The sequence below is a fragment of the Nocardia pseudovaccinii NBRC 100343 genome (genome assembly GCF_001613225.1).
GTDB classification, from domain to species: domain Bacteria; phylum Actinomycetota; class Actinomycetes; order Mycobacteriales; family Mycobacteriaceae; genus Nocardia; species Nocardia pseudovaccinii.
Genome location: NZ_BDBY01000417.1, coordinates 1 through 22523, shown reverse-complemented (window position 1 = coordinate 22523; position 22523 = coordinate 1). Strand labels below are relative to the sequence as shown.

The window sequence follows — 22523 nt, the reverse complement described above, 5'->3', positions numbered from 1 at the left end:
TTCCCCACCGCAACAGGGGCCGGGCCGGTCAGGACGTGTGCCCGGTGGGTGAGGACGGCGGGCACCGCGTGACACTTCTGCCGCGAGACTTGCTGCGGCTCAGTCCTCTGTTGCGAACCGAACCTGGTAGTCCGACTTACTCTCGGTATCGGTGGAGGTGTTCGAACCCGGCACAGGGAAATTACGGGAGTGCGATGGTTCGGGGCGGCGATTCTGGCGATGTGGGTTGGCGGGGAATTCCTGGAAGTGGCTGATTCCTGGTCCTCGCAGTCATGGCTGGTCTGGCCAGGATGGGTGCTATTCGTAGCGGGGCTGGTAATTGTGCTGGTGGGGCTGTGCCGTGGTGAGGTCGACGGTCACGTCGACCAGGTCGTCGTCACCGGCACGAGGGGATGCGTTCCGACTCGGTCGGCCGCGATTCGACGATTGCCCGACCGGCGACTTTACGTGAGACCGCTCAGAATCAGTGCGCCGCTCCGTCTACAGTCACATGAAGCTCACCGTTCAGACATTCCTGACCCTCGATGGCGTTATGCAGGCCCCTGGCGGGCCTGAGGAAGATCCCAGCGACGCGTTCACCCACGGCGGCTGGCAGGCCCCGTTCCCGGACCAAGCCGTCGGCGAGTTCGTCACCGAGCTCAACAGCCACGCCAGCGCGTTCCTGCTCGGCCGCAGAACGTTCGATATCTTCCGCGGCTACTGGCCCGATCAGACCGACCCCGCCAATCCCATTGCCACGGCGATCAACTCGCTGCCCAAGTACGTCGTGTCCAACTCGCTCAGCGAGGCCGATGCCACATGGCGCGGCGAGCACCCTGACACCGCTCGCCTTCTGACGGGTGACGTCGTCGCGGCGGTGCGGGCGCTCAAGGACGAACCCGGCGACGAGCTGCAGATCTGGGGTAGCGGCAAACTGCTCCAGACGCTGTTGCAGCACGAGCTCGTCGACCGCTTCCGCCTGATGACGTTTCCGCTGGTGCTCGGCTCCGGTCGCCGCTTGTTCAACGACGGCATCCTCCCGGCGACGATGCGCCCGGTCGACCTCACCCTGACCGATCTCGGCATCGTCCTCGGCACCTACGAACCAGCGGGCACGGTTCGTCACGGCCAGATGTAACCGGCTGCGGGGCCGTGCAATTGGTGCAGCAACTCGCGGCGCTCGGAAGTCCAGGGCACCTCACCCAAGGACGGATGGCGGCGAACTCCGCACCAGCGGTGGTCGTTGGTTTGGGCCCCTTGCCCGCAACACCCGCCACGCTCTGTCGAGGGGTCAGGGATTGGCGAGCCTGCCGGGCTCGGGGCCGGTGAGCTGGTCTCGGGCATATTTCCGGAACGCGACGACCAGGCGGTTGCGGTCGTCGCGGCGGTTGGCCAGCACAACGTGGGCCGGGTCGACGCCATGCAGCGGGATCGCTCCAGCCCTGAATTCCCGCGACTGATTACCCAGCACACCCATGGCCGAAAACCCAGCGGCATCCCGTCTGGGGTGATTGTTGAAACGAATATCCAGATGAGCTCGACAGACAGGTCGGTTCGGTTTCCGCGCTATCAACACTATTGAGGAGTTCGTATGCGACACATCGTGAAACGGCTTGTTGGGGTGTTTGCGGTGGTGGGGTTGGCGCCGGTGCTATTTGCGGGGGCGGCGCAGGCCGATAATGGGGACACGGTGTACTTCTCGTCTGGGTACATGAACTGTTCGATCGCGGGTGACGGCACTGTCGGGTGCGATTTCACGAGTCAGGTGCAGGCTCAGTACAGCTTCTTGCCGGTTCTGCTTCCGGTGCGGGACATGGTGATCGATCAGTCGTGGTTGCCTGCGCATCCGACGTTTGCGGTGGGGACGCATACGTTGCCGGGTGGTAATCCGGGGCTTGTCGATGTGAAGACGGGGGATGGTACGTGGGGCGCGTATATCGAGCATGCGGGGGCGCGGTGTGAGTCCGGGTTCCATGGCAGTTTCAGTTGCAAGTCCAAGGGGCGGACCTGGGGTATTTACAGCGGAATCATTTCTGCTTAGTGACGTGGGCGGCGCCTGGGACGGGGACGTTCCAGGCTCGTCCGGCGCAATATCTTCGAAGGGGTGGTATTGAGGAGTTGTGGTGGATAGGTGTCCTGTTGGGACCTCCGGTCGAACTCGGTGGCGGGAGCATAGTGCGTGGCGTGGAGTTGTTCGGGATGCTGAACTTCCTGGTGGGCAACAGGTTTGGGTCGTCAGTGGGTATGACGAGGTAGCCGGGCTGTTGGCGGATGCGCGGCTCAGTGTGGATAAGCGGTATTCCGGGGGTGGGTATTCGGGGTTTTCGTTGCCGCCTGCGTTGGATCGGAATCTGCTGAATTCGGACGGGGTGGAGCATGGGCGGCTGCGGCGGCTTGCGGCGCCCACGTTTTCGCGGAGGTCGGCGGATTCGCTGAGGAAGGTGGTTCAGCGGATCAGTGCGGCCACGTTCCAAAAGCTGGACGAAAAGGCGAGTGGCACAGTCGATCTGCTGAAGCAGCTCTGTGTTCCGGTGCCTGCGCTTGTAATCGGTGACTTGCTCGGCGTGCCCGCCGATCGGTATGGCCAGTTGCGTGCTGCTGCTACTGCGATGGTGACGTTCGATGCCTCGTCGAGGGAGTCTGCGGTCCGGCTGGCGGAGGCGGTCGAGTGGCTGGCGGGGACGTTCACGAGCGTGGTGCGGGCCAAGCGGGATGAGCCGGGCGATGATCTGATCAGTGGGTGGGTGCGGGCGCGCGATGACGCGGACCTGTTGTCCGAGGACGAGTTGGTTTCGCTGGCCTTTCTGATGATGCTGGCGGGGCTGGAGAATGTGGTTCATCTGTGCGGCAACATATTTGCGACGCTCTTGGCCACTGATGTACCAGCAGACTGGAATGATCGGCGTGGTGAGTTGATGGAAGCCGCCAATCCATTGCCGTTCGCTATTCGGCGATTCGCCGTCAGCGACTTGACGATCGGCGACCGGATCATCCCCAAGGGCGACACCGTGCTGTTGTCGGTATTCGGTGCCGATTCGGATCCTGCCCGCAATGGGCGACCGAGCCTGATGTTCGGGCGCGGACCCCACTATTGCCTGGGCGCACAGGTCAGCGATCTGATCGTCGACGCGGTGGTGCCCGAGTTATTCGTTCGGTATCCGCGAGTGCGCCTGGCTGTGCCGGAATCCGAGCTGGCGTATCGGGCATCATGGCGATCTCATGGGTTGGTTGCGTTGCCGGTGCTGCTCCGGGAATGATTCGGGTCCCATGGGAATTCGGTAAGAATGCATGGCATGAACGAAATGGTTGCAGTCAGGGCGACGAGCGCGACTCCGGATCGTCCGGTCGACAACCCGTCCGACGAAGCCCTGCACGACCTGCTCGCCAGCATGAACTTCAGGTATCCGTACGTCATTGTCGAACGCCCGAATCTCGTTCCGCTCGGCCACTACTACATCCAGGTTCATATGGATGAGCAAGTGGATCCGGAGGATGGTCACGGATACTTCGTCGAATACCGCGACGGCGGGCCCGATCGACATTTCCGAGCCACGGTGCACGATACGGAGCCGTGGGGCACCGCATATTCGCCCGCCCTCGAGCTGGTGGTGAAAGTGGTGCAGGACTGGGCTTCTCAGCGGCCTGGGTGGCGGGAGGCACTGTCGTGGGAGCGGATCGACTTCCAGAACTAGGTGAGCCTTTTATCAGCACCCCGTCCAGATAGGTTGCCGCGCCATCAGATTCGGTTCCAGTCGAAACGCGGCACGACAAGCCCCGCGGCACCGCCATCTGACTGCGCTCGACGGATATCGACTACCTCAGAGGCTAGCTGGACGCGGCACCGGCAACGACGCGATCGCCAGCCGAAAGCGGGCAGCCGCTCGCCGAGGATCAGGCGGAGCGACGGGTGCGGTGCTCCGCGACGTGCACGCGGGTCGAACAGCGGGTCGAACAGTATCTGCGCCTGCCGTTGCGTGAGGTGTCGACGAAGACAACGCCGCACTCCGCGCGGGCGCAGCGTCCGATGCGGCCCGGATCCGCACAGAAGAGCTCCGCGAGTCCGGCCGCGGTGTAGGCCTTGACGCGCTCGTCGGTGGGCGCATCCTCGCGGGCGTAGTGCAGGTGCGGCGCGCGGCCGTCGTGGGTGGAGATGTAGGGCTGGCTGGTGGTCTCGGCCAGTAAGGCGTTGAGCAGGTCGACGCTCGGTTCAGTGAAGACCTCGTCGAGACGCGCGATCCAGCGGCGCAGCTCTGCGGTCTGCCGCGTGTTGAGGGTGCCGAGTGGCTTGTAGCCGGAATCGGCGAGCAGTTGCAGCAGGTCTTGTCGCGGGTTCGCGTTCACCAGGCGGGCGGCGAGTTCGGCCGCCGCGCCTCCGTAAGGGTTGAAATGCACTAAGTCATTACATCAGGCTGGATGCATGATCGCTACCTGCCCTTCTTGCTCCTGGTCTTCCCCAACCCTTGTGTCCTCGCACGGCGCAACCAGCTACCTGCGTTGCATCTGTGGGCGGTGGTTGATCAGCGAGCACGGATCGGTTGTGGCGCTGGCCGGGACCAGCACAATGGGCCTAGCCGATGCCCGCCCGCCACTCGGGGGCCAGCACTGACCAGACCTCCACATCGAACCGCTGACCTCGATGTGGGTAGAACTCCCGCAGCACACCGTCTTTGGTCATTCCCAATCGCCGCGCCACGGCGATGCTGGCGTGATTCGGCGATGCGACCAGCCACTCCACGCGGTGGATGCCGCGCTGCCGGATTGCCCAGTCGATGATCACGCGGGCGGCCCGGGTCGCCAGGCCACGGCCCCCGGCCGAGGGCTCCAGCCAGCAACCCGCCTCGGCGACGCCGAGTGCGAGGTCCATCGTTCGGAACAGGACGCTGCCGACCAACTTGCCGTCCAGCCAGATGCCATAGATCCGGCCGGTGTCGGCCGCCGCTTTCTCCGCGTAGTCGCGCAGGTAAGTGCGGCTCGACTCCAGATCCGCTACGGCGTCGGCGACTTTGATGTATTGCCCGATGGACTCCCGTCCCCGGTCCATATGCTCCAGGAACTCCGCGGCATGCCGCGGTTCGAGCGGACGTAACTCGGCACCGTCGGCACCGAGGGATATCGCGAACATCGTGACCTTTCGTAGCTATGGCCGAAGTCGGCGTCCTCCCGTGGTTTTGTTGCGGTACATCGCGGTGTCGACGGCGTGCATCATTTCGTCGATGTCGGTGGGTCGGTCTTCGGCGAAAACCGTTCCAATGCTGGCGCCTACGACAACGGGCCGTCCGGCCACCTGTATCGGGGTCGCGAGCCCGTCGACCAGGAGCGCGGAAATTGTTTCCAATTGCTCTGTGCCAGTGCACTTCTCGACGAGTACGATGAACTCGTCGCCGCCGATTCGCGCGACCAATCCGCCGACGGATTCGACGGATTCACGAAGACGCTGGGCAACGTCGCGCAGCACCCGGTCCCCTACCGTATGCCCCCACACATCGTTCACTTCCTTGAACCCGTCGAGGTCCAGATAGCAAACACCAACTGGCGGAATGGCATTGGCCAGTCGATTGAAGAAGAGCACACGGTTCGGCAGACCGGTCAAGCTGTCGTGGTTGGCATCGTGCCACAGTTGGTCGGCCAGTTGTTTGCGCTCGGTGACGTCGACGGCGACACCGATCAGGAAGCGGACCTGCCCACTGTTGTCCCGGACCGCGGACATGGACAGGTCGATGCTGGTGATGGTGCCGTCGCGTCGGAGATGGTCGGTTTCGAGGCGGAAGCGGTCGGTCCGACCGCTGAGTAGGTGCTCCAAATTGGCATATGCGTCACCGATATTCGCGGGACCGAGCAATTCGGCGACCGACCGACCCGGCATCATCGCCGCGGGTAGTCCGAGCATATCGGCCATGGCCGCGTTCACCTCCAGTACCCGACCGGTGACGTCGACCGTCCCGATCCCAACCGATGCTCCCGCGAAGACCGCTTCGAACCTGGCCTCCGACAATTGCCTTCGCACCTCGGCCTCCTGCGCGGCCGAAAACACCGCTGCGAGTGTGGTTTCCTGCTCCCCTAACGCCGCGTTCCGCAGCGCAGAGGTGAAACCCGCGGCGAACTCGGCAGCGACAACTATCGCACGCTCGCGAACTGGCTCGTAATCGGATTCGGTTCCGGTTGGGCAGATTTCACGAACGATCTCCCGGCAGATGACCAGAACTGAACGGCTGACGGCAATTTGGTCACGATAGTTCGCCGCGACGAGCACCGCGGCGGCGTCCTGCGCGACCGTGACCTCCCGCGTCCCGCGCACGGCCGCGAGCAGCACATCGGCGAGTTCCGCTAGCAGAGTTTCGATTTGGCTTCGCGTGAGGATCGGAGCGACGGCGCCGTCGAGCGCATCCGCCCATCGCATTGCCAGCTCACGTGTCCCCACACGAATCCCCTGCCACGGCTCCGGTCAGACCTTCCGGCCGACGCCCGCCAGGCCGAGCGAGCGGCCCGGCGTCTCGTATAGGTCGCGTTCGGATTCCGGTCGCCAGGCGGGTAGCTCGACGACGCCGGGTTCGACCAGTTCCCACTCGTCGAACATCGCGGAGATGCCGTCCTTCGAGCGGAAGTGGATGCCGACGCGGGTCACATCGGCCGCATTGCGACCGAGCTTGCCCGCATCCTCCGGGCGCAGCTCCGACGTCAGGTGCGAGATCGCGACGTAGCTTCCGGGGGGCACGGCCGCATGCAGGGCGGCGACCTTCTCGACCGGCCGCTCCTCGTCGGATAGCAGGTGCAGCACCGCCACCAGCAACACTCCGACTGGTTGTTCGAAGTCGATGAGGCCGGTCTCGCCGACTCGGGCGAGCAGCTCGTCGGGCTTGCGGAGGTCGGCTTCGATGGCCGCGGCCTTGTCGTTTTCCACCAGGATCGCGCGGGCGTGGGCGACCGCGACCGGATCGATATCGGCATAGAGCACGCGAATCTCTGGATCGACCGACTGCGCGACCTCGTGCACATTGCCCGCGGTCGGAATGCCCGAACCGATATCGAGGAACTGACGCACCCCCTGGTCGGCCAGGAAGCGGACCGCGCGGCGCAGGAAAGCCCGGTTGCTCAGCGCCAGACGGGGCAGGTCGGGCACCAGCTGTTTACCGGCCTCGGCTGCCTTGCGATCGATCTCGAAGTTGTGTGAACCGCCCAGCAGGGCGTCATACATCCGTGCCGGGCTCGCCTGTTGCAGATCCACGCCCTCGGGCGCCCACGCAGGCCTGTCCATCGCAACCCCTCTGCATTCACCATCGGACCAACCCATCCAGGTCCGCACCGCCGGATACCGCGTTGTTGATCACCGAATGGTGCAGTCCGCAATAGTAGTCGGGCCGGTCGGTCCGAATGATCACGAATTCGCCACTGTTGATCTGGGACTTCCAGGGCCGATCCATATTCATACATGCGCATGAGTGCAAGATCCGCTACGCTGACGAACGGCAGCAATATCAACTGGAAGGGGCGTTCGACTATGGGCGAGCAGTGCGTGTCGCCGAAGCGGTCCGCAGTGGTGGTCAGCGAGGCTGAGCACATGGATCATGACCACTCGCATGACCACGCACAGTCCGGCCATTCGGACAAACACGGCCACAGCCACGACCACGGTGTCTCGGCGGATTCGAATCCGCGCTGGCTGGCCATCGCGCTCGGCTTGATCGTCGCGTTCATGGTGGCCGAGGTGATCGTCGGCCTGCTCGCGCAATCGCTCGCACTGATCTCCGATGCCGCGCACATGCTCACCGATGCCGCCTCGATCGTGCTCGCGATGATCGCGATCCGGTTGGCTCGCCGTCCGGCGCAAGGGCGATACACCTACGGATTCAAGCGGGTCGAGATCCTTTCGGCGCAGGCCAACGGGATCACCTTGCTGCTGCTCGCGGCGTGGTTCGTGTACGAGGGCATCAATCGGCTGATCAATCCGCCGGATGTCGAAGGGCCGCTGGTGTTGATCACGGCGCTGGTCGGGATCGTGGTCAATATCGCGGCCGCGTGGAGCATCAGCCGGGCCAACCGGACCAGCCTGAATGTCGAGGGCGCGTTCCAGCACATCCTCAACGACCTCTATGCCTTCATCGGGACCGCCATCGCGGGCGCGGTGGTGTGGTTGGCCGGATTCGCCCGTGCCGATGCGATCGCGGCATTGGTCGTCGCGGCGCTGATGATCAAGGCGGGCTGGTCCCTGGTCCGGGAATCGGGGCGGATCTTCCTGGAGGCCGCGCCCGCACATCTGAATCCCGACGCCATCGGGGCGCGCATCGTCGCGCTCGAGCAGGTGACCGAGGTCCACGACCTGCACGTCTGGCAGATCACCTCCGGACAGCCGTCGCTGTCGGCGCATATCCTCGTCGACAACGCTGCCGACTGCCATGCGATTCGTTCGAAGATCGAGACCGTGCTGCACGACGAATTCGGGTTGGAACATACGACTTTGCAGGTGGACCACTCGTCGGAGCTGACGGTTTCCGCCGAAGATGCGCACTGCGTGGAGGCGCATGGGCCGGTGCACCGGTCCTGACCGGCGCTTGACCTTCGAGCTGCCTGAGACTCCATGATGATCGGGTGGCGGGCAATGGGTTGATCACGATCGGCGGGTTGGCGCGGGCCTGTGGGCTAACGGCCAGTGCGCTGCGGTTTTATGACGATTGCGGGTTGCTGGTTCCGGTTCGGGTGGATGAGGCGACCGGATATCGGTACTACAGCGAGGCGCAGGTCGAGCGCGGGGTGATGATTCGGCGGCTGCGGGGAATCGGGGTGCCGCTGGAGGTTGTTTCGGAGATTCTGAACGGGGACGCGGCGCGGGCGGGGCGGTTGCTCGACGTGCATGTGGCGGAGCTTGCGCAGCGGGCTCGGGAGGCTGCCGCGGTTGCTCGGGTGATCAAGGAGGAGATCGGGGCGGGGGTGGTGTTATCCGCGGCGGTGTTGGCGGCGGCCATCGAGCAGGTGCGGTCGGCGGCGGCGTTGGATCGTGAAATACCGGTGCTGGCTGGGGTTTTGGTGGAGTCGGGTGCGGATTCGGTTACGTTGACGGCCACGGATCGGTATCGGCTGTCGACGCGGGCGGTGGTGCCGGTGCGGCCGAGCGGTGGGGCGTGGTCGGTGGTTGTCGATGCGGGTGAGTTGGGCGGAATCGGTTCCTGGCTGCGGGGATTGGGTGAGGTCACCGTGCGTGCTTCGGGCGAAGGGCTTGTCCTGACCGGTGGTGGCTCCGAGCGTCGGTGCGGGACCATCGACGAGGCGTTTCCGGATTATCGGGCGATGCTGGCGGGGCTGGGTGCGGTTCGGACTCGGGTGGTGGTGGGGCGGGATGCGTTGCTCGCAGTGCTCGAGGGCGGTGCGGCGCCGGTTGTCTTCGCCGTCGATCAGTCTGGGCTTTTGGCGACCTGCGCTGGGCAACTCAGGCCCGGCTCACCCGGGTATGCCGACCCACTTGCGCGCCTGCACATTCCGGCGACCGTTACCGGACCGGGTATCGAACTTGCCTTCTCTCCCGAGACATTACGGCCCGCATTGGTGAGTGCGATCGGTCCGGAAATCATGCTCGATATCGCTGCGGCCGACGCACCCGTGGTTGTTCGTTCCGCGACGGACGGTGAGCTGACCACGCTCGTTATGCCGACCGCCATTACTGATTCGAAGGAGTACGGCGCGTGAATGCCGCTGGTGAAACCATGGCCGCTATTACACAGGCGGTCGAACTCGGGCGGACAGGCTCGCCCGAGAACGCGCGAGAAGCACTGCTCGGGATATGGGCGGCGCTCGGTCCGCAGGGTGATCCATTGCATCGGTGCACGTTGGCGCACTATCTTGCGGATCTGTATGACGATGCGGCACAGGCGCTTTGCTGGGATGTTCGGGCGCTGGACGCGGCGGACAGTCTCACCGATGAGCGGTTGCATCGACATGATGCGAATTTGGATGTGCGGGGCTTTTACCCGTCGCTGCATTTGAATCTGGCGGACAACTATCGGCGGCTCGGTTCATTCGACGCGGCGCAGTGCGAGATCGACGCGGCGCGAAGGTGCGTCGATGCGCTCGGCGATGACGGTTATGGGGCAATGATTCGCACCGCGATTGATGAAGTCGCCGAAGCGATTCGGACGCGGACGACCACTCGACGGGCCTCCGCGCCAAACGGACGCGGGTAGCTGTTGAAGAAGCCACCACAGATCCCTGCGAATCACACACACGGCGGCCCGGCTGCGACTCGGCGCCGAACTCGGACGCGCGCGACCGCCGCGATAGCCGACGGTAAGACCCGAAGGCACTGCCGAAGCGATTCGGACGCAGACGACCACTCGACGGGCCTCCGCGCCAAACGGACGCGGGTAGCTGTTAGAGAAGCCACCGCAGATCTCTGCGAATCACACACACGGCGGCCCGGCGGCGGCCCGGCGGCGACTCGGCGCCGAACTCGGACGCGCGCGACCGCCGCGATAGCCGACGGTAAGACCCGAAGGCGCTGCCGAAGCGATTCGGACGCAGACGACCACTCGGCGGACCTCCGCGTCAAGTGGACGCGGGTAGGTGTCGGGAAGGCCATCGCGGATCGCATCCAAAGCCTGCGGCTAGAGCGCGGTTGGACACGGAGTCCGCCGGATTCGTGCCGCACCCGGGGGGCGACGCCCGGACCAGGAATCGGCCGCCGGTGGCGGCACGATCGCCTCGATTGTGCTGCCGCCGCCAGCTGTCCAGGTGTCGGTGAGGGCGGATGCTCCGGCTCGCTCAGCTGACCGTCGCCGCGCGTGTTGTCGATCAGTTGCCCGGCGTGCGAGCGACATCCGTCGTGTGTGACTCAGGAAACGTTCACTGGTTCTGGCTCGGCGCAATGGGTTTCGTCGATTCGCTCGGCAAAGCAGCCCGGCCCAGCGCAGGCGAATTCGAACTCTCAGCGCAGGAGTGAGCGCGCTGTGGGTGCGAGTCGTAGCTGATCTTCCTGCCTGGACTGGAGTTTCGACAGTTCCGGCTGCACTTCCTCGGTCCAGGTGCGGTCGTGGGACAGCGCATCGAAGTGGGCCTGGAGTGCGGTGGAATCCTCGAAAAGCGCTAACCAGACGAAGACGGTTTCCTCTCGAACTGGAAGCGCTGCAAAGGTATTGGGGGTGGGATCGGTCTGGAAGTAGGCGATCGGAGTGGCACCGGTCTCGACAAGCAATGGCTGGAGCCGGGTCTCGAAGAACTGGGTGAATTCGGTGAGCGGACCTTCCGGGTAGTAGACGGTGGCCAGCACTCGTGAGCTAGGCAGCTCGGTTGCCGCTGCACCAGGGCGTTCGGTCGGGAGGGTGAAGTTGGATGTGGCGGTGGCGGGCTGCAGGAGCAGGGCGTTCGTCGTATCCACCATGGTCGCGCGGACGGCCGGGGCGTGTTCGCGCCATGCGGCTCCGTCGATATAGAACGCTTTCAATGCGGTGCCGCGGGAGGGCATGTCGTGGAAGGCGCGGAGCCAGACGAAGCGGTCCGGGTCGTTCTCGTCGCGGAATTGCGCGATGATGCGCATTCCGACCGCCTCCTGGGTCTCCACGAGTTCCCGATCGAACAGCTCGATGAGCACATCCCGCGTGCCGGGGTGGAGGGTGTACTGCCTGAGTTCGACTACCGGCCATGGGTTTTCGGTCACAAACTCATCGTGCCGAGCTCGAATGCCGACCGCGATCGACTATCTGCCCTTTTTCGCCGGATTCCTGCCAAAACACCAGTCCGTTTGCGCGGCCGGGCGCGATGATCGAGATATTCATCGAGGCACGGTTGACTATGCCCATGAGTCGCTTGCCCACCCTCGTCGTCGTGAGCGGACCGCCGGGCGCCGGGAAGACAACACTCGCGCATGCCCTGGCCGCCGAGGTGGGGTGTCTCGCGATCTGCCGGGACGAAATCAAGGAAGGCATGGTGCACGGACGGCCGGATTTCGCGGCGGAACCCGGCGACGAGTTGAGTCTGCTTACACTGCCGACGTTCTTCGGTGTGCTGGAGCTGTTGTTGCGAGCGGGCGTCACAGTGGTGGCGGAGGCGGCATTTCAGGATCGCCTGTGGCGGCCGGGGCTCGAGCCGCTACGTGGTCTGGCCACGGTGCGAGTGGTGCATTGCGAGGTCGAGCCTGCCATCGCGATGGCGCGGATTCATCGGCGCAAGCGCGAAAACCCTTTGCGGCGAGCACATTCCGATCCCGAAACAGATGCATCCGACGTTCACCGCGTGTTCGACCGCGTATCGCTGGATGTGCCCGCGATCGAGGTCGACACGACGGACGGTTATCAACCTGGACTCGATGAGATCGTGGCATTTGTCAATAGTCACGGTGACCGATCTCCGAGGCCGCGTCCAGCTGGCTTCTGAGGCAACCGAGATCCGTCGAGCGCAGTCATATTGCGGTGCCGCAGGACGTGTCGTGCCGCGTTTCGACTGCTCTCGGCGAGCGAACCGGAGCTGATAGCGGACGCCGCGGACTTTACGTCTCATCGGGAACGGCCAGAGACATGTCGGCGATACGGTTCGGGTCGGCGATGATGTCGATGGTGGTTATCCGTTGGCCGGTGATGGTGAAGGCCAGGAGGAGGTTCAGGTTTCCGTTGGGGGCGACGACCAGGCCCATGTGACCATCGATGACGGCGGGGCGGGTGTAAGGGGCCTGGCTGGAGAACATCAGGGCGCTGGAGGCGACGCGGCGGGCGCCACTCATGCGGATCGGGTGTCCGCTCGGGGCGGCGACGGCATCTGCGTGCAGTTCGACGTCCGGGTCGAGTACGGCTATCAGCGCTTCGAAGTCACCGGCGCGGGCGGCTTGCAAGAAGGCGTCGACGACCACACGTTCATCGGCGATGCGGTCGGTCTCGGCCACGGGTGCGCCACGGACGCGGCGGCGGGCGCGGGCAGCCAGTTGCGCGGCCGCGGCCGGGGTGCGGCCGAGGATGGGCGCGAGTTCGGCGTATGGCAGATCGAAGAGGTCGTGCAGCACGAAAGTCAGCCGCTCGGCCGGGGTAAGGGTGTCGAGCACGACCAGTAATGCGAGCCCGACCGAGTCGGCCAGCACCGCCTCTTCTTCCGGATTCACGCTGTCCGCGGGGATGGCGGGCAATTCGGTCGGTAACGCGCCGACCGGGTCTTCGCGACGGGCCTTGCGTGCCCGCAGCATATCCAGGCAGATGTGGGCGACGACCGCGGTCAACCAGTTCCGCAGGTTGCGCACGCCTGCGGTGTCGGCACGGTCGAAGCGCAGCCATGCCTGTTGGACGGCGTCGTCGGCCTCGTTGGCCGACCCGAGCATGCGGTAGGCGACCGCGCCGAGGTGGGCGCGGTGGTCTTCGAAGCGCTGCGCCAGCCACTGGGTCTCGTCGGTCATCGGCGGTCTCCTTCCGTCCGATTCGTCTGTCATGTCGACGGGTCGAGCTCCGTCATATCTATGACGGCCGAAACCGCGGTGACATGACACGCCCGCGGATCCACCTCGAACAGGAGGACGAGCTGATGCGCGAAACATCCGAACTGCGCCCCACGCTGGAGCCGACACCGGACCGGCGGCGCTGGCTCGCACTGGTGGTATTGCTGGTGGCCGGGTTCATGGACCTACTCGATGTGACGATCGTGAATGTGGCGCTGCCGACGATCCAAAGCGATCTGAACGCACCCTACGCGGATCTGGAGTGGGTGGTGTCGGGTTATCTGCTCGGATTCGCGGCGATGCTGATCACCGGCGGCCGACTCGGCGACCTGATCGGCCGCAAAACCGTCCTGCTCGTCGGTCTGACCCTATTCACGCTCGCATCGCTGGCATGTGGAATCGCTCCTGGCCCGGCGTGGCTGATCGCCGCACGGATAGTCCAGGGCGCGACGGCGGGGCTGATGATCCCGCAGATCCTGGCGATCATGCACGTATCGTTCCCCGCCGCCGAACGCGGGAAGGTGCTCGGCATCTGGGGCGGTGTGCTCGGCTCGGCATCGGTGGCCGGATTGATCGTGGGCGGAATCCTGGTGCAGGCCAACCTGTTCGGCTGGGCATGGCGGCCGATCTTCCTGGTCAATGTGCCCGTCGGGGTGCTCGCCATTCCCGCGGCGATGGTGCTGGTGCGACAGTCTCGCTCGGCCACGGCGGATCGATTGGATCCGATCGGCACCCTGCTCGCGATCGGCGCGGTACTGCTGCTGGTCTATCCACTGACCGAGGGACGCAGCCTCGGCTGGCCGGTCTGGACCTTCGTGCTGATGGCCGCCGCCGTGCTGGTGCTCGCGGTATTCGTCGCGTATGAGCGCCGCCGCAGCGAGACGGTCGGATCGCCGCTGGTAGTGCTGGATTTGTTCCGGGAGCGCTCATTCAGTACCGGTATGGCGGTGTGGCTGTTGTTCTGGATCGCCCTGGGCGGCTACTTCCTGGTGTGGACGCTGTATCTGCAGGCGGGGCTCGGCTGGACGCCGCTGCGGGCCGGGCTGAGCGCAGCGCCGTTCGCGGTGGCCGCTGCCGCGGGGGCGGGTACCAGTGTGGAGGTGTTCGTGCCGCGCTATGGGCGGATGGTTCTGCTCGCGGGCGCGATGATCAATGCCGCCGGGTTCGGGCTGTACCTCTATCTGGCCGCGCACTACGGCCCCGGCATCACCTCCGCGCAGATGTTCGTACCGCTCGCGATCAGCGGATTCGGATTCGGACTCTTCGTCGCCCCCACCGTCGACCTGATCTTGTCCGGAGTTCCCGGCCACGATGCCGGGTCCGCGTCCGGACAGTTGTCGACGATCCAGCAGGTCGGCATGGCGCTCGGTGTCGCGCTGGCCGGAGTCTTCTTCTTCACCCAAATCGACAACACCTCCGCCCGCGGCACCACCGCAGCCATCCCCACCCTCCAGCAGCAACTCACCGACCTGAACATCCCGGCCAGCGCCCGAGACCAGATACTCACCCAGTTCCGTGCCTGCGTACACGATCGCTCCGCCGCCACCGACCCCACCGCAATTCCATCCAGCTGCCAACCCGCACCCGGACAGCCGTTCTCCGAGCCGTTGCGGCAAGCGCTGACCAAGGCGGGGCTAGATGCCAACGCGCACAACATGTCTCGCACCTTCGCGCAAACCCTGTGGTGGGCCATCGGCATTCTCGTCGCCGTCGCAGCAGGTGTGTTCGCACTCCCGCGCCGGTTGACCGCGGCACCCGAACCAAATCGGCCCGGCAAGGATTCGCTTGCCGTGCACTGAGACAGCGTGAAGGGGTGGGCGGCCGATTCGACAATGCGGTGTATGGGCCGCAGACCACGCTCGTCTACGAGATCGACAAGCCGGTGGGCTGCGCACGCAGGGATCGAGTTCAAAAGCCGATCGCCGGTAGATGACTCATCACGGACCTCGTACCGCAAGCCCTCGTGACCGGCGCACGGGCAGATCGAGCGCGGACGGCCTGATCAAACTGGTCACCTGGCATATCGAACCGCGCCCACGGTGCCGATGTAGGCCGAACAGACTACAGCGGCAGGCCACTACGAGCTGCCAGAATTATGACCGCAATAAACGCACCGGGTCTGAGGCGTGGCCCACTCACCTTGCGGCACTTAGCGATTCACATCCGCCGACGCCCTCCCGAAACCCCCTTGGAGTCACCATGCCCCGAAGGCACAAGTACGCGGATTCCCATTTCGCCATCACTACTCTGCTCTCGGCGGATCGATTCGCGGAAATCACCAAACAAATCGGCGATACGACCAGGATGCTGGGCGTCGGCTCGGTGCGTTTCGAAGGCGCCGAACGCGGAAGAACGAACTTCTCCGTGCGCAGCCTGTCCGGCTTCTACGAGCTGATCACCTTTCATGTGGTAATCGATGACACCGCATACGGATCGTCGGGACGCAGTTGCATCGACACCTACAAAACGACGCAGCAGACGTATATGTTCATCCCGCTCTCGCCGAAGACGATGAACGGGTACAGCGTCTACCGCAAGTTCATGAATGCTGTCGCGGCGGCGATTCGCGCTGAAGACCCGCGCGCAAAGGTCACGATTTCCGAACGGGCGGTGTGAGTTCGGATGGACGCGCTGTTCACCCTCATCGGTTTGGGCCTGGCCGCATTGGGCGTGTGGGGCACGATCAGCTTCTGGACCGACGGCAAATACAAACGGAACCGCCCGGATCAGACGCTGTCCGGATTCAGATCCGACGACGATACCGAAAGTGAAAGATAGGATATGGATTTCGTCATCGGACTGCTCATCGCGTGGTCCGTCGGAAAAGCGAACCGCGTCGGGAAGCAGATCAACGGCCTGACCGACCACGCGCTCGACCTTGCGGTCGGCCGCGTCTGGAATATCGTCGCGGCGAAGCTGGGCAGCACCAACCCCGCTATCGGACGGTTGGTCGCGGAGGCGCAGCGGGGCGACGTATCACCGCGGACCCGCGCCGACGCCCAGCGCGTAATCGACGAAGCCGTCGCCGCGGACCCGCAGTTCGGCGCCGCGCTGCGCGAGGCCGCCTCACCCGTCGCACAGACCTCCTCCCAGCGGTCGAATACCCGGCAGTTCGCAGGAGTTTCGCTGGAAGGGGCCAGCGTCGCCGGTTCGGTCGATATCAGGAACAAGAGCAAGATCGTCAACTACGCCAGCAAGCACCCGGGCGTCACCATCGTCGCGGTGATTGTCGTGATCATCCTGGCTGGCCTGGTCATCGGCCGGATGACGGGCACGGGGGCCGACGCCGGATCGGCGTCGGGACTCGGTCCCGGCCGCAGCGAAACGAATTCACCTAGCGGCAGTGCGAGTCCACGCGGCCGCACGACGACCGACTCCTCGGCGATTATCGGTACCTGGACCGCGTCCGACGCCACCGGAACCAAGACCTTCGGCTCGAGCGGCGGCCGCTGCGACGGCTTCTACTATTACCAGGGCAAACCACTCGATATCGGCGGCCCGATGACCTGCGTCATCTCGGGAAAGGCGGACGCCGACGGACGCTATTCCCTCGTGGTCACCCAAAGCCCCAACCGCAGCACGTACAAAGTCGAATTCAGCGATGCCGACCACGCCGTCGTCTTCGACTCCGCGGGCACCCGCCTGTACGAACTCGAGCGGTTCTGAGAAATCCAGGCCAGAGCATCGTTTCGTTTACTGTGCCAGACTGCACTGGTGCCCGAGACCGCTGAACTAGTTACAAATGTTTCCGACACCGCCCGCTGGGTGGCCGCTTTCCGCGCAGCCGAATCCGCGCGCCCGGACGCCCTCTTTCACGATCCCCTCGCCGACCGAGTCGCCGGGGAGCGGGGCCACGCCATAGCCGCCCACACCCCGCGCTTGATGCTCAATGGCTGGAACCTGGTCACGCGGACCAAACTCATCGACGACCTGATCCTGAAGACCATCGCCGAGGGCTGCGATCGGGTGATCAATATGGCCGCCGGTATGGATACCCGCCCGTACCGGCTGGATCTGCCAGCCGAATTCCCTTGGATAGAGGCCGATCTCCCGGAGTTGGTCGCCGAGAAGAACGAGCTGCTGAACGGAGAGTCGCCGCGCTGCGCGCTCACCCGCACGCCGGTGGATCTCGCCGATCCCGAGGCGCGGGGGCAGTTTCTGGACAAGGCCCTCGAGGGTGCGCAGCGGGCGCTGGTGCTCACCGAGGGTCTGATCTACTACCTCAGCGACGACGACGTCACCGGCTTGGCCGCGGCGCTGGCTCGTCCGGAAATCGCTTGGTGGGCACTGGATGTCAATAACCAGGCGATTGTGAAGCGGATGAGCAAGGCCACCACCAAACTGCTGGCCAACGCGCCCTGGCAGTTCGGTCCGGTCGATCCGCTCGGCTTCTTCGCCGACCTCGGCTGGACGGCCGACGAAGTGGAGCCGCTGGCCTCGGCGGCACACCGGTTCAAGCGGATGCCCTGGTTCATGAAGCCGACGACACTATTCCCGCAGCCCGATCCCCGCAAACCGATCGAAAACTCTTGGCAGCCTTGGAGTTCGGTGGTGCGGCTAACCCATGGATAATAGCTGGCTACGCCGCCTGTCCCCCGCGTCGGCGGCCGAATCTCATAAACTGATCTGCTTTCCGCACGCTGGCGGCTCGGCCATATCTTTCGGCCCATTGGCCGGATGCGTCGGGCCGGAATACGAGGTTTTCGCTGTCCAGTATCCGGGGCGACAGGACCGACGACGTGAACCACTCGTGGGGAATATTCCGGACCTCGTCGACGGCCTGCTGCCCGAGCTGACAGCAGCAGTCGGGGATGCCGAGGACTTTTCCTTGTTCGGGCACAGTATGGGGTCTGTCGTAGCTTTCGAGGCATGCCGACGGCTCGAGCAAGAATCGGGCGCGAGCGCGCGGGTCCTATTCGCCTCCGGTCGGCGCGCGCCTTCGGCAGCGCTGCCCGAGCTGCGAGTGCACCTGCTGAGCGATCGAGAACTCGCTGAGCACCTGCTGCGGTTCGGCGGTACACCGGCGGCGTTGCTCGAGGATCCCGAATTTCGAGAGCTGATCCTGTCTATCGTCAGGAACGACTATCGAGCCATCGAGACCTACGAGTGCAGTGCGGACGCGACGGTCAGCAGCCCCATCGTCGCGATCGCCGGTGACCGTGACCCCGATGCGAGTTTCGCGGAAATCGAGGTATGGGGCTCGCACACCACCGGAAGCTTCTTCGCGAAATCATTTCCAGGCGGCCATTTCTTCATCGATGCGAATCGCCATCCGATAGGACAGCTGATTCGCGAGCACTGCGCCCGAGCACTCTCGAGCTGACCAGCAACGACCGGGTGGGCAGCTCGCTCGCCCACCCGGTCGTTGTTCCTAGCCCGCGAGCCAGCCCTCGATCACTTCGGCAACATCGGCTGAACCGTCCTCCAGGATCGAGAAGTGGTCAGCCGGTACCGAAACAACGGTATGCGTCGAATCCCACGGTTCGGCCTGCCAGTCCACGCGATCCGACGAGCTGCCCAGGAAACTCTGGGCGCACTGGATGAACAGCGTGGGCGTGGCGACGGAGCCGGGCGTCATCTGCTGTAGCAGCTGCACGTACCGGCCCATTCCCGTCAACCGATCCCGGTCGAAGCGACCGAATGTGGCTTCGTTCGACACCATGTGTTCGGCCATCGCTCGCAGCAGCCAATCGCCGTCATCGTGCACCTGGTAGGTGTCGAGCATGACCACGCCTGCGGGCGCTGGGCCACCGGCCGCTTCCAGGTGCTCGGCGACGCGGTAGGCCAGCAGGCCGCCCGAGGAATAGCCGAGCAGAACGAACGGATCTCCCTGCGCCGCCTCGAGGACGGAGCGCGCCAAGGCTTCCGCGGCCGCCGTCGCCGTCGCCGGAAGTGGCTCTCCCGTCCGGCACCCGATCGGCGACACCGCCACGATGTCCCTCCCACTGCCCAGGTGCGACGCGATCCGGGCATACTGATGCGCGCCCCCGGTCGCCAGTGGCGGTGTGAGGCAGATGATCCGCGGCAGAGCGGGTCCCGCGGCGAGTCGCGTCGGCACCGGCAGCCGGTCCGGTTCCGGTGTGGCGGTGAATTGTTCGCGCAGCTCCGCCGTCACCCGCAACAGGTCGAAGGCCTGGACGAGCCGACCGGTCTCCACCGCGCCACGGAACATCCCGTACAGCGAGTCGTCCTCGCCGATCGGCGCATCGCCGCGTCGCGCGGTCGCGGTGAGCTCCGTCCGCAGGTATCGAGCCAGCGCCGCAGGCGTCTTGTGGTCGAAGATCGCGGCCGTCGGCAGCGTCAAACCGGTGGACGCGTTGAGCGTGGTCCGCAGTTCCATGGCTGCCAATGAGTCGAAGCCCGATTCGAGGAAATCCCGCTCCGGGTCGAGAGCATCGACGCTCTCATGGCCCAGCAGTCTGGCCGCGGTCTCGAGAATGTGCTTGCGGAGCAAGTCTTCTTGTTCGGACTCCGGGAGCTGGGCCAGCTGCCTGCGCAGTGCACCCGCGTCCTGGGCCCCGGCGCTCTGCCGCCGCCCGGCTCGCTTGGCCAAGTCACGCAGCAGTGCGGGCACCGCGTCCCGAGCACGCAGGGCGGGCAGGTCGATCTCGGTCAGGATGCTCGCCGGAGTCTCCGAAGCTACTGCGGCATCGAACAATTCGAGTGCCTTGTCCGCGGCCAGCGGCGGCAGGCCCTGGCGGCGCATGCGCTGCCGGTCGGCCTCGCCGAGCCACTGCGACAGGCCCGTTTCGATATCCCACAGACCGTAGGCGAGCGCGGTGGCAGGTAGACCCTCAGCGTGCCGGTGGGCGGCGAGCGCGTCGAGGAACACGTTGGCCGCCGCGTATCCACCCTGCCCGGCGGGCAGGATGGACCCCGCCACCGAGGAGATCAGCACGAAGGCGGACAGCCCGGCGGCCCGGGTGAGCTCGTGCAAATGCCAGGCCGCGTCGGCCTTGGCGCCGAGGGAGTAGTCGATCTGCTCCGGCGTCAGGGTCTCGACCATCCCGTTGTGGGCGACGCCCGCCACGTGCACGACCGCGCCGAGCGGATACTCGGCCGGAACCGAAGCAATCAACTCTCGCAACGCGTTTCGGTCCGCGACGTCGCAGGCGGCCACCCGCAACCGGGCACCGAGATCGGTCAATTCCGCGACGAGATCCGCGGCGGCATCCGGTCCGCGGCGGCCCGCCAGTAGCAGGTGCCGCACACCGTGCTCGCTCACCAGGTGCCTGGCGAGGAGACGACCGATGCCGCCGGTGCCACCGGTGATCAGTACCGTCCGTTCCGGATCCCAGGGTGCCCGGGGTTCCGACTCGGGCAGCGCGGCCCGCACCAGCCGCGGCACCCACGTCCCATCCGCCCGGACGGCCAGTTCCGGTTCACCCGACATCGCCACGGCGGCAAGGTGATCCGGCGTGGTCTCGGCCGCGGCCTCCACGAGCACGATCCGCCCGTGATGTTCCGCCTGCGCCGCCCGCACCAGGCCCCACACCGACGCCGTGGCCGGGCCCGCCGCGGCGTCGGTGACCACGACCAAAGTGCTTGCCGCGTAGCGATCCTCGCGCAGGAACTCCTGGACGACGCCGAGCGTGCGATGCAGCGCGATGCGCAACCGGACCGGCACGTCGTCGCCGTCGACCGTGGGGCGGAACAAGACGACCGACGCCGACGCGGACGACCCCCACTCGGCCCACGAACCCGCCGAGCGCAGTTCCGGACCGGGCCGCCAGCCGAGCTCGTACCGCCCGTCCGGCGCGGATCGGGCTGCGGCCGAGAGCAATTCGAGCGACATCGGGCGCAGCGCGAGCGACCCGACGGACAGCAGTGGCGCCCCGCCGGAATCGGCCATGGCCAGGGCGACCTCGCCCTGGTTCAGCCAGGACAATCGAACCCGCACCCGCCGGGCCCCGTCGGCGTGCACCCGCACCGATGACCAGGCGAACGGCACCAGGGTAGGCCGCTCGGCCTGCTCGTCCACGCCCTGCGGGAGGCCGAAGGACAGCGCGTGCATGGCCGCGTCCAGCAGCGCCGGATGCACGCCGTAGCCCTGGGCGGCTGTCGGCTCGGGCAGCGCGACCTCGGCGAAGAGATCCGCACCGCGCCGCCACATGGCTTCCAGTCCGCGGAAAGCGGGCCCGTAGTTGTAGCCGTGGTCGGCGAGTACGTCGTAGGCGCCAGCCAACTCGATATCCGTGGCACCGGCCGGTGGCCACTGCGCGAAGTCCGTCCAGCCGTCCGGCGTTTCGGTTTCCCGGCTAGGGCTCACCGTGCCCTGCGCGTGGTGCGTCCACGGCGCCGACGGATCGTCGTCGTCCCGCCGGGAGTAGATGTCGAGCCGTCGGCGACCGTCGGCGTCGCCGTCGCCGACGATCACCTGGATGTCGACGCCGCCCTGCCCTTGGAACACCAGTGGCGCCAGCAGGGTGAGTTCCGCCAGCTCCGGGCAGTCGACTTGGTCGCCCGCGTGGGCGGCCAGTTCGACAAATCCGGTGCCGGGCAGCAGAACCGTGCCGAGCACGTCGTGATCGGCCAGCCAGGGATGGGTGTTCGTGGACAGGCGACCGGTGAATCGGACGCCGCCGCTCTCCGGCTGTGCCACCAGGGCACCCAGCATCGGGTGGTCGGTGGACCGCAGGCCGAGTGCGTGCGCCTCGCCGGTATGCAGCGGGCCGGTGGACCAGAAGCGGCGGTGCTGGAAGCCGTAGGTCGGCAGGTCGACCCGCGCGCCGCCGGTTCCGGTGTAGTAGCTGGTCCAATCCACCGTCGCACCCGAGACGTGCAGTCGGGCGAGGCCGGTCAGCACGGTTTCGGAGTCCGTTTTGTTTCGTTTGGACAGCGCGATAGTCGTTGCGGTGTCCAGGGTTTGGGCGATCATCGGGGTCAGCACCGCGTCGGGGCCGACCTCGGCGAACCTGGCCACACCCAGATCCGCCATTGCCGCAACGGCATCGGCGAACCGGACGGTGTCACGCACCTGATCGACCCAGTACGCCGGATCCGACATTTCGTCCGCGACCCGGGCGCCGGTCACCGTCGACACCAACGGGATACGCGGGCGCGCGAACGTCAAACCTTCTATCACCGAAGCGAACTCGGCCAGCATCGGGTCCATCGAGGCCGAATGGAACGCATGCGAAACCCGCAA

At 65.6% G+C, this 22523-nt stretch carries 23 protein-coding genes; 14 read left to right on the top strand and 9 right to left on the bottom strand.

Translation table 11 applies throughout. The annotated features are described in order from the left end of the window. Nucleotides 1–490 precede the first annotated feature (490 nt). Nucleotides 491–1117 (top strand): dihydrofolate reductase family protein, encoded by a 627-nt coding sequence (locus NP3_RS44110; RefSeq protein ID WP_063047653.1) that lies wholly within the window; start codon nt 491–493, stop codon nt 1115–1117. A 153-nt stretch (nt 1118–1270) separates the two neighbouring features. Here NP3_RS44110 and NP3_RS44105 read toward each other — a convergent pair whose 3' ends face one another. Further along, nucleotides 1271–1456, bottom strand: a complete 186-nt coding sequence (locus NP3_RS44105) for a hypothetical protein (protein WP_063047652.1) — start codon at nt 1454–1456, stop codon at nt 1271–1273. A gap of 114 nt (nt 1457–1570) precedes the next feature. On the opposite strand from NP3_RS44105, the gene NP3_RS44100 reads away from it, so the two are divergent. The 3 genes from NP3_RS44100 to NP3_RS44085 all read left to right on the top strand — a co-directional run bounded on the left by NP3_RS44100 (nt 1571) and on the right by NP3_RS44085 (nt 3671). After that, on the top strand, nt 1571–2020 hold the full coding sequence (locus NP3_RS44100) for a hypothetical protein (RefSeq protein ID WP_063047651.1): 450 nt from the start codon (nt 1571–1573) through the stop codon (nt 2018–2020). A gap of 400 nt (nt 2021–2420) precedes the next feature. Beyond that, on the top strand, nt 2421–3236 hold the full coding sequence (locus NP3_RS44090) for a cytochrome P450 family protein (protein ID WP_157124968.1): 816 nt from the start codon (nt 2421–2423) through the stop codon (nt 3234–3236). 36 nt (nt 3237–3272) lie between these two features. Next, nucleotides 3273–3671, top strand: coding sequence for a hypothetical protein (locus tag NP3_RS44085; protein ID WP_063047648.1), 399 nt, complete (start codon nt 3273–3275; stop codon nt 3669–3671). 199 nt (nt 3672–3870) lie between these two features. Here the strand turns inward: NP3_RS44085 and NP3_RS44080 are convergent, their stop codons facing one another. The 5 genes from NP3_RS44080 to NP3_RS48735 form a co-directional block, all read right to left on the bottom strand. Then, a complete protein-coding gene (locus NP3_RS44080) occupies nt 3871–4371 on the bottom strand; it encodes a CGNR zinc finger domain-containing protein (RefSeq protein ID WP_063047647.1) in 501 nt (166 codons plus the stop codon). Nucleotides 4372–4546: 175 nt separating this feature from the next. Continuing rightward, entirely contained in the window at nt 4547–5101 is a 555-nt protein-coding gene (locus tag NP3_RS44075) for a GNAT family N-acetyltransferase (RefSeq protein ID WP_063047646.1), read from the bottom strand. Between the two features lie 15 nt (nt 5102–5116). Continuing rightward, nucleotides 5117–6397 (bottom strand): sensor domain-containing diguanylate cyclase, encoded by a 1281-nt coding sequence (locus tag NP3_RS44070; protein ID WP_063047645.1) that lies wholly within the window; start codon nt 6395–6397, stop codon nt 5117–5119. 24 nt (nt 6398–6421) lie between these two features. Next, nucleotides 6422–7231 carry an SAM-dependent methyltransferase gene (locus NP3_RS44065; RefSeq protein ID WP_063047644.1) on the bottom strand — a complete coding sequence of 270 codons (810 nt, stop codon included), beginning with the start codon at nt 7229–7231 and terminating at the stop codon, nt 6422–6424. Nucleotides 7232–7247: 16 nt separating this feature from the next. Continuing rightward, complete coding sequence (locus tag NP3_RS48735) at nt 7248–7397, bottom strand: hypothetical protein (RefSeq protein ID WP_157124967.1); 150 nt, start codon at nt 7395–7397, stop codon at nt 7248–7250. A 137-nt stretch (nt 7398–7534) separates the two neighbouring features. Between NP3_RS48735 and NP3_RS44060 the strand changes: the two genes are divergently transcribed. Genes NP3_RS44060 through NP3_RS44050 form a run of 3 tightly spaced genes read left to right on the top strand, consistent with a single transcriptional unit; the run spans nt 7535 to nt 10148 of the window. After that, on the top strand, nt 7535–8518 hold the full coding sequence (locus NP3_RS44060; RefSeq protein WP_063047656.1) for a cation diffusion facilitator family transporter: 984 nt from the start codon (nt 7535–7537) through the stop codon (nt 8516–8518). A 44-nt stretch (nt 8519–8562) separates the two neighbouring features. Continuing rightward, the gene (locus NP3_RS44055) at nt 8563–9654 is read left to right on the top strand and encodes a DNA polymerase III subunit beta family protein (RefSeq protein WP_063047643.1); all 1092 of its coding nucleotides are present in this window, start codon (nt 8563–8565) and stop codon (nt 9652–9654) included. Continuing rightward, complete coding sequence (locus tag NP3_RS44050; protein WP_373864837.1) at nt 9651–10148, top strand: hypothetical protein; 498 nt, start codon at nt 9651–9653, stop codon at nt 10146–10148. The genes NP3_RS44055 and NP3_RS44050 overlap by 4 nt, the downstream gene beginning before the upstream one ends. A 740-nt stretch (nt 10149–10888) precedes the next feature. Here the strand turns inward: NP3_RS44050 and NP3_RS44040 are convergent. Then, entirely contained in the window at nt 10889–11617 is a 729-nt protein-coding gene (locus NP3_RS44040; RefSeq protein WP_063047641.1) for an NIPSNAP family protein, read from the bottom strand. 140 nt (nt 11618–11757) lie between these two features. Between NP3_RS44040 and NP3_RS44035 the strand changes: the two genes are divergently transcribed. Further along, complete coding sequence (locus tag NP3_RS44035) at nt 11758–12333, top strand: P-loop nucleotide/nucleoside kinase family protein (RefSeq protein ID WP_063047640.1); 576 nt, start codon at nt 11758–11760, stop codon at nt 12331–12333. A gap of 112 nt (nt 12334–12445) precedes the next feature. Here the strand turns inward: NP3_RS44035 and NP3_RS44030 are convergent, their stop codons facing one another. Then, entirely contained in the window at nt 12446–13336 is an 891-nt protein-coding gene (locus tag NP3_RS44030) for a sigma-70 family RNA polymerase sigma factor (RefSeq protein ID WP_063047639.1), read from the bottom strand. Between the two features lie 83 nt (nt 13337–13419). Between NP3_RS44030 and NP3_RS44025 the strand changes: the two genes are divergently transcribed. The 6 genes from NP3_RS44025 (at nt 13420) to NP3_RS44005 (ending at nt 18698) form a co-directional block, all read left to right on the top strand. Beyond that, a complete protein-coding gene (locus tag NP3_RS44025) occupies nt 13420–15174 on the top strand; it encodes an MFS transporter (protein WP_245721376.1) in 1755 nt (584 codons plus the stop codon). A gap of 400 nt (nt 15175–15574) precedes the next feature. Next, a complete protein-coding gene (locus NP3_RS44020) occupies nt 15575–15991 on the top strand; it encodes a hypothetical protein (RefSeq protein ID WP_063047638.1) in 417 nt (138 codons plus the stop codon). 6 nt (nt 15992–15997) lie between these two features. Continuing rightward, entirely contained in the window at nt 15998–16153 is a 156-nt protein-coding gene (locus NP3_RS48730) for a hypothetical protein (RefSeq protein WP_157124966.1), read from the top strand. A 3-nt stretch (nt 16154–16156) separates the two neighbouring features. Continuing rightward, nucleotides 16157–17041: a hypothetical protein gene (locus tag NP3_RS44015; RefSeq protein ID WP_063047637.1), complete on the top strand. Its 885-nt coding sequence runs from the start codon at nt 16157–16159 to the stop codon at nt 17039–17041. A 48-nt stretch (nt 17042–17089) separates the two neighbouring features. Further along, entirely contained in the window at nt 17090–17947 is an 858-nt protein-coding gene (locus NP3_RS44010) for a class I SAM-dependent methyltransferase (RefSeq protein WP_063047636.1), read from the top strand. Beyond that, on the top strand, nt 17940–18698 hold the full coding sequence (locus NP3_RS44005; RefSeq protein WP_063047635.1) for a thioesterase II family protein: 759 nt from the start codon (nt 17940–17942) through the stop codon (nt 18696–18698). Before NP3_RS44010 ends, NP3_RS44005 begins: the two co-directional genes overlap by 8 nt. A 48-nt stretch (nt 18699–18746) precedes the next feature. On the opposite strand, the gene NP3_RS44000 is transcribed toward NP3_RS44005, so the two are convergent. Next, a partial coding sequence (locus NP3_RS44000) for an SDR family NAD(P)-dependent oxidoreductase (RefSeq protein WP_157124965.1) occupies nt 18747–22523 on the bottom strand: 3777 nt, incomplete at its 5' end.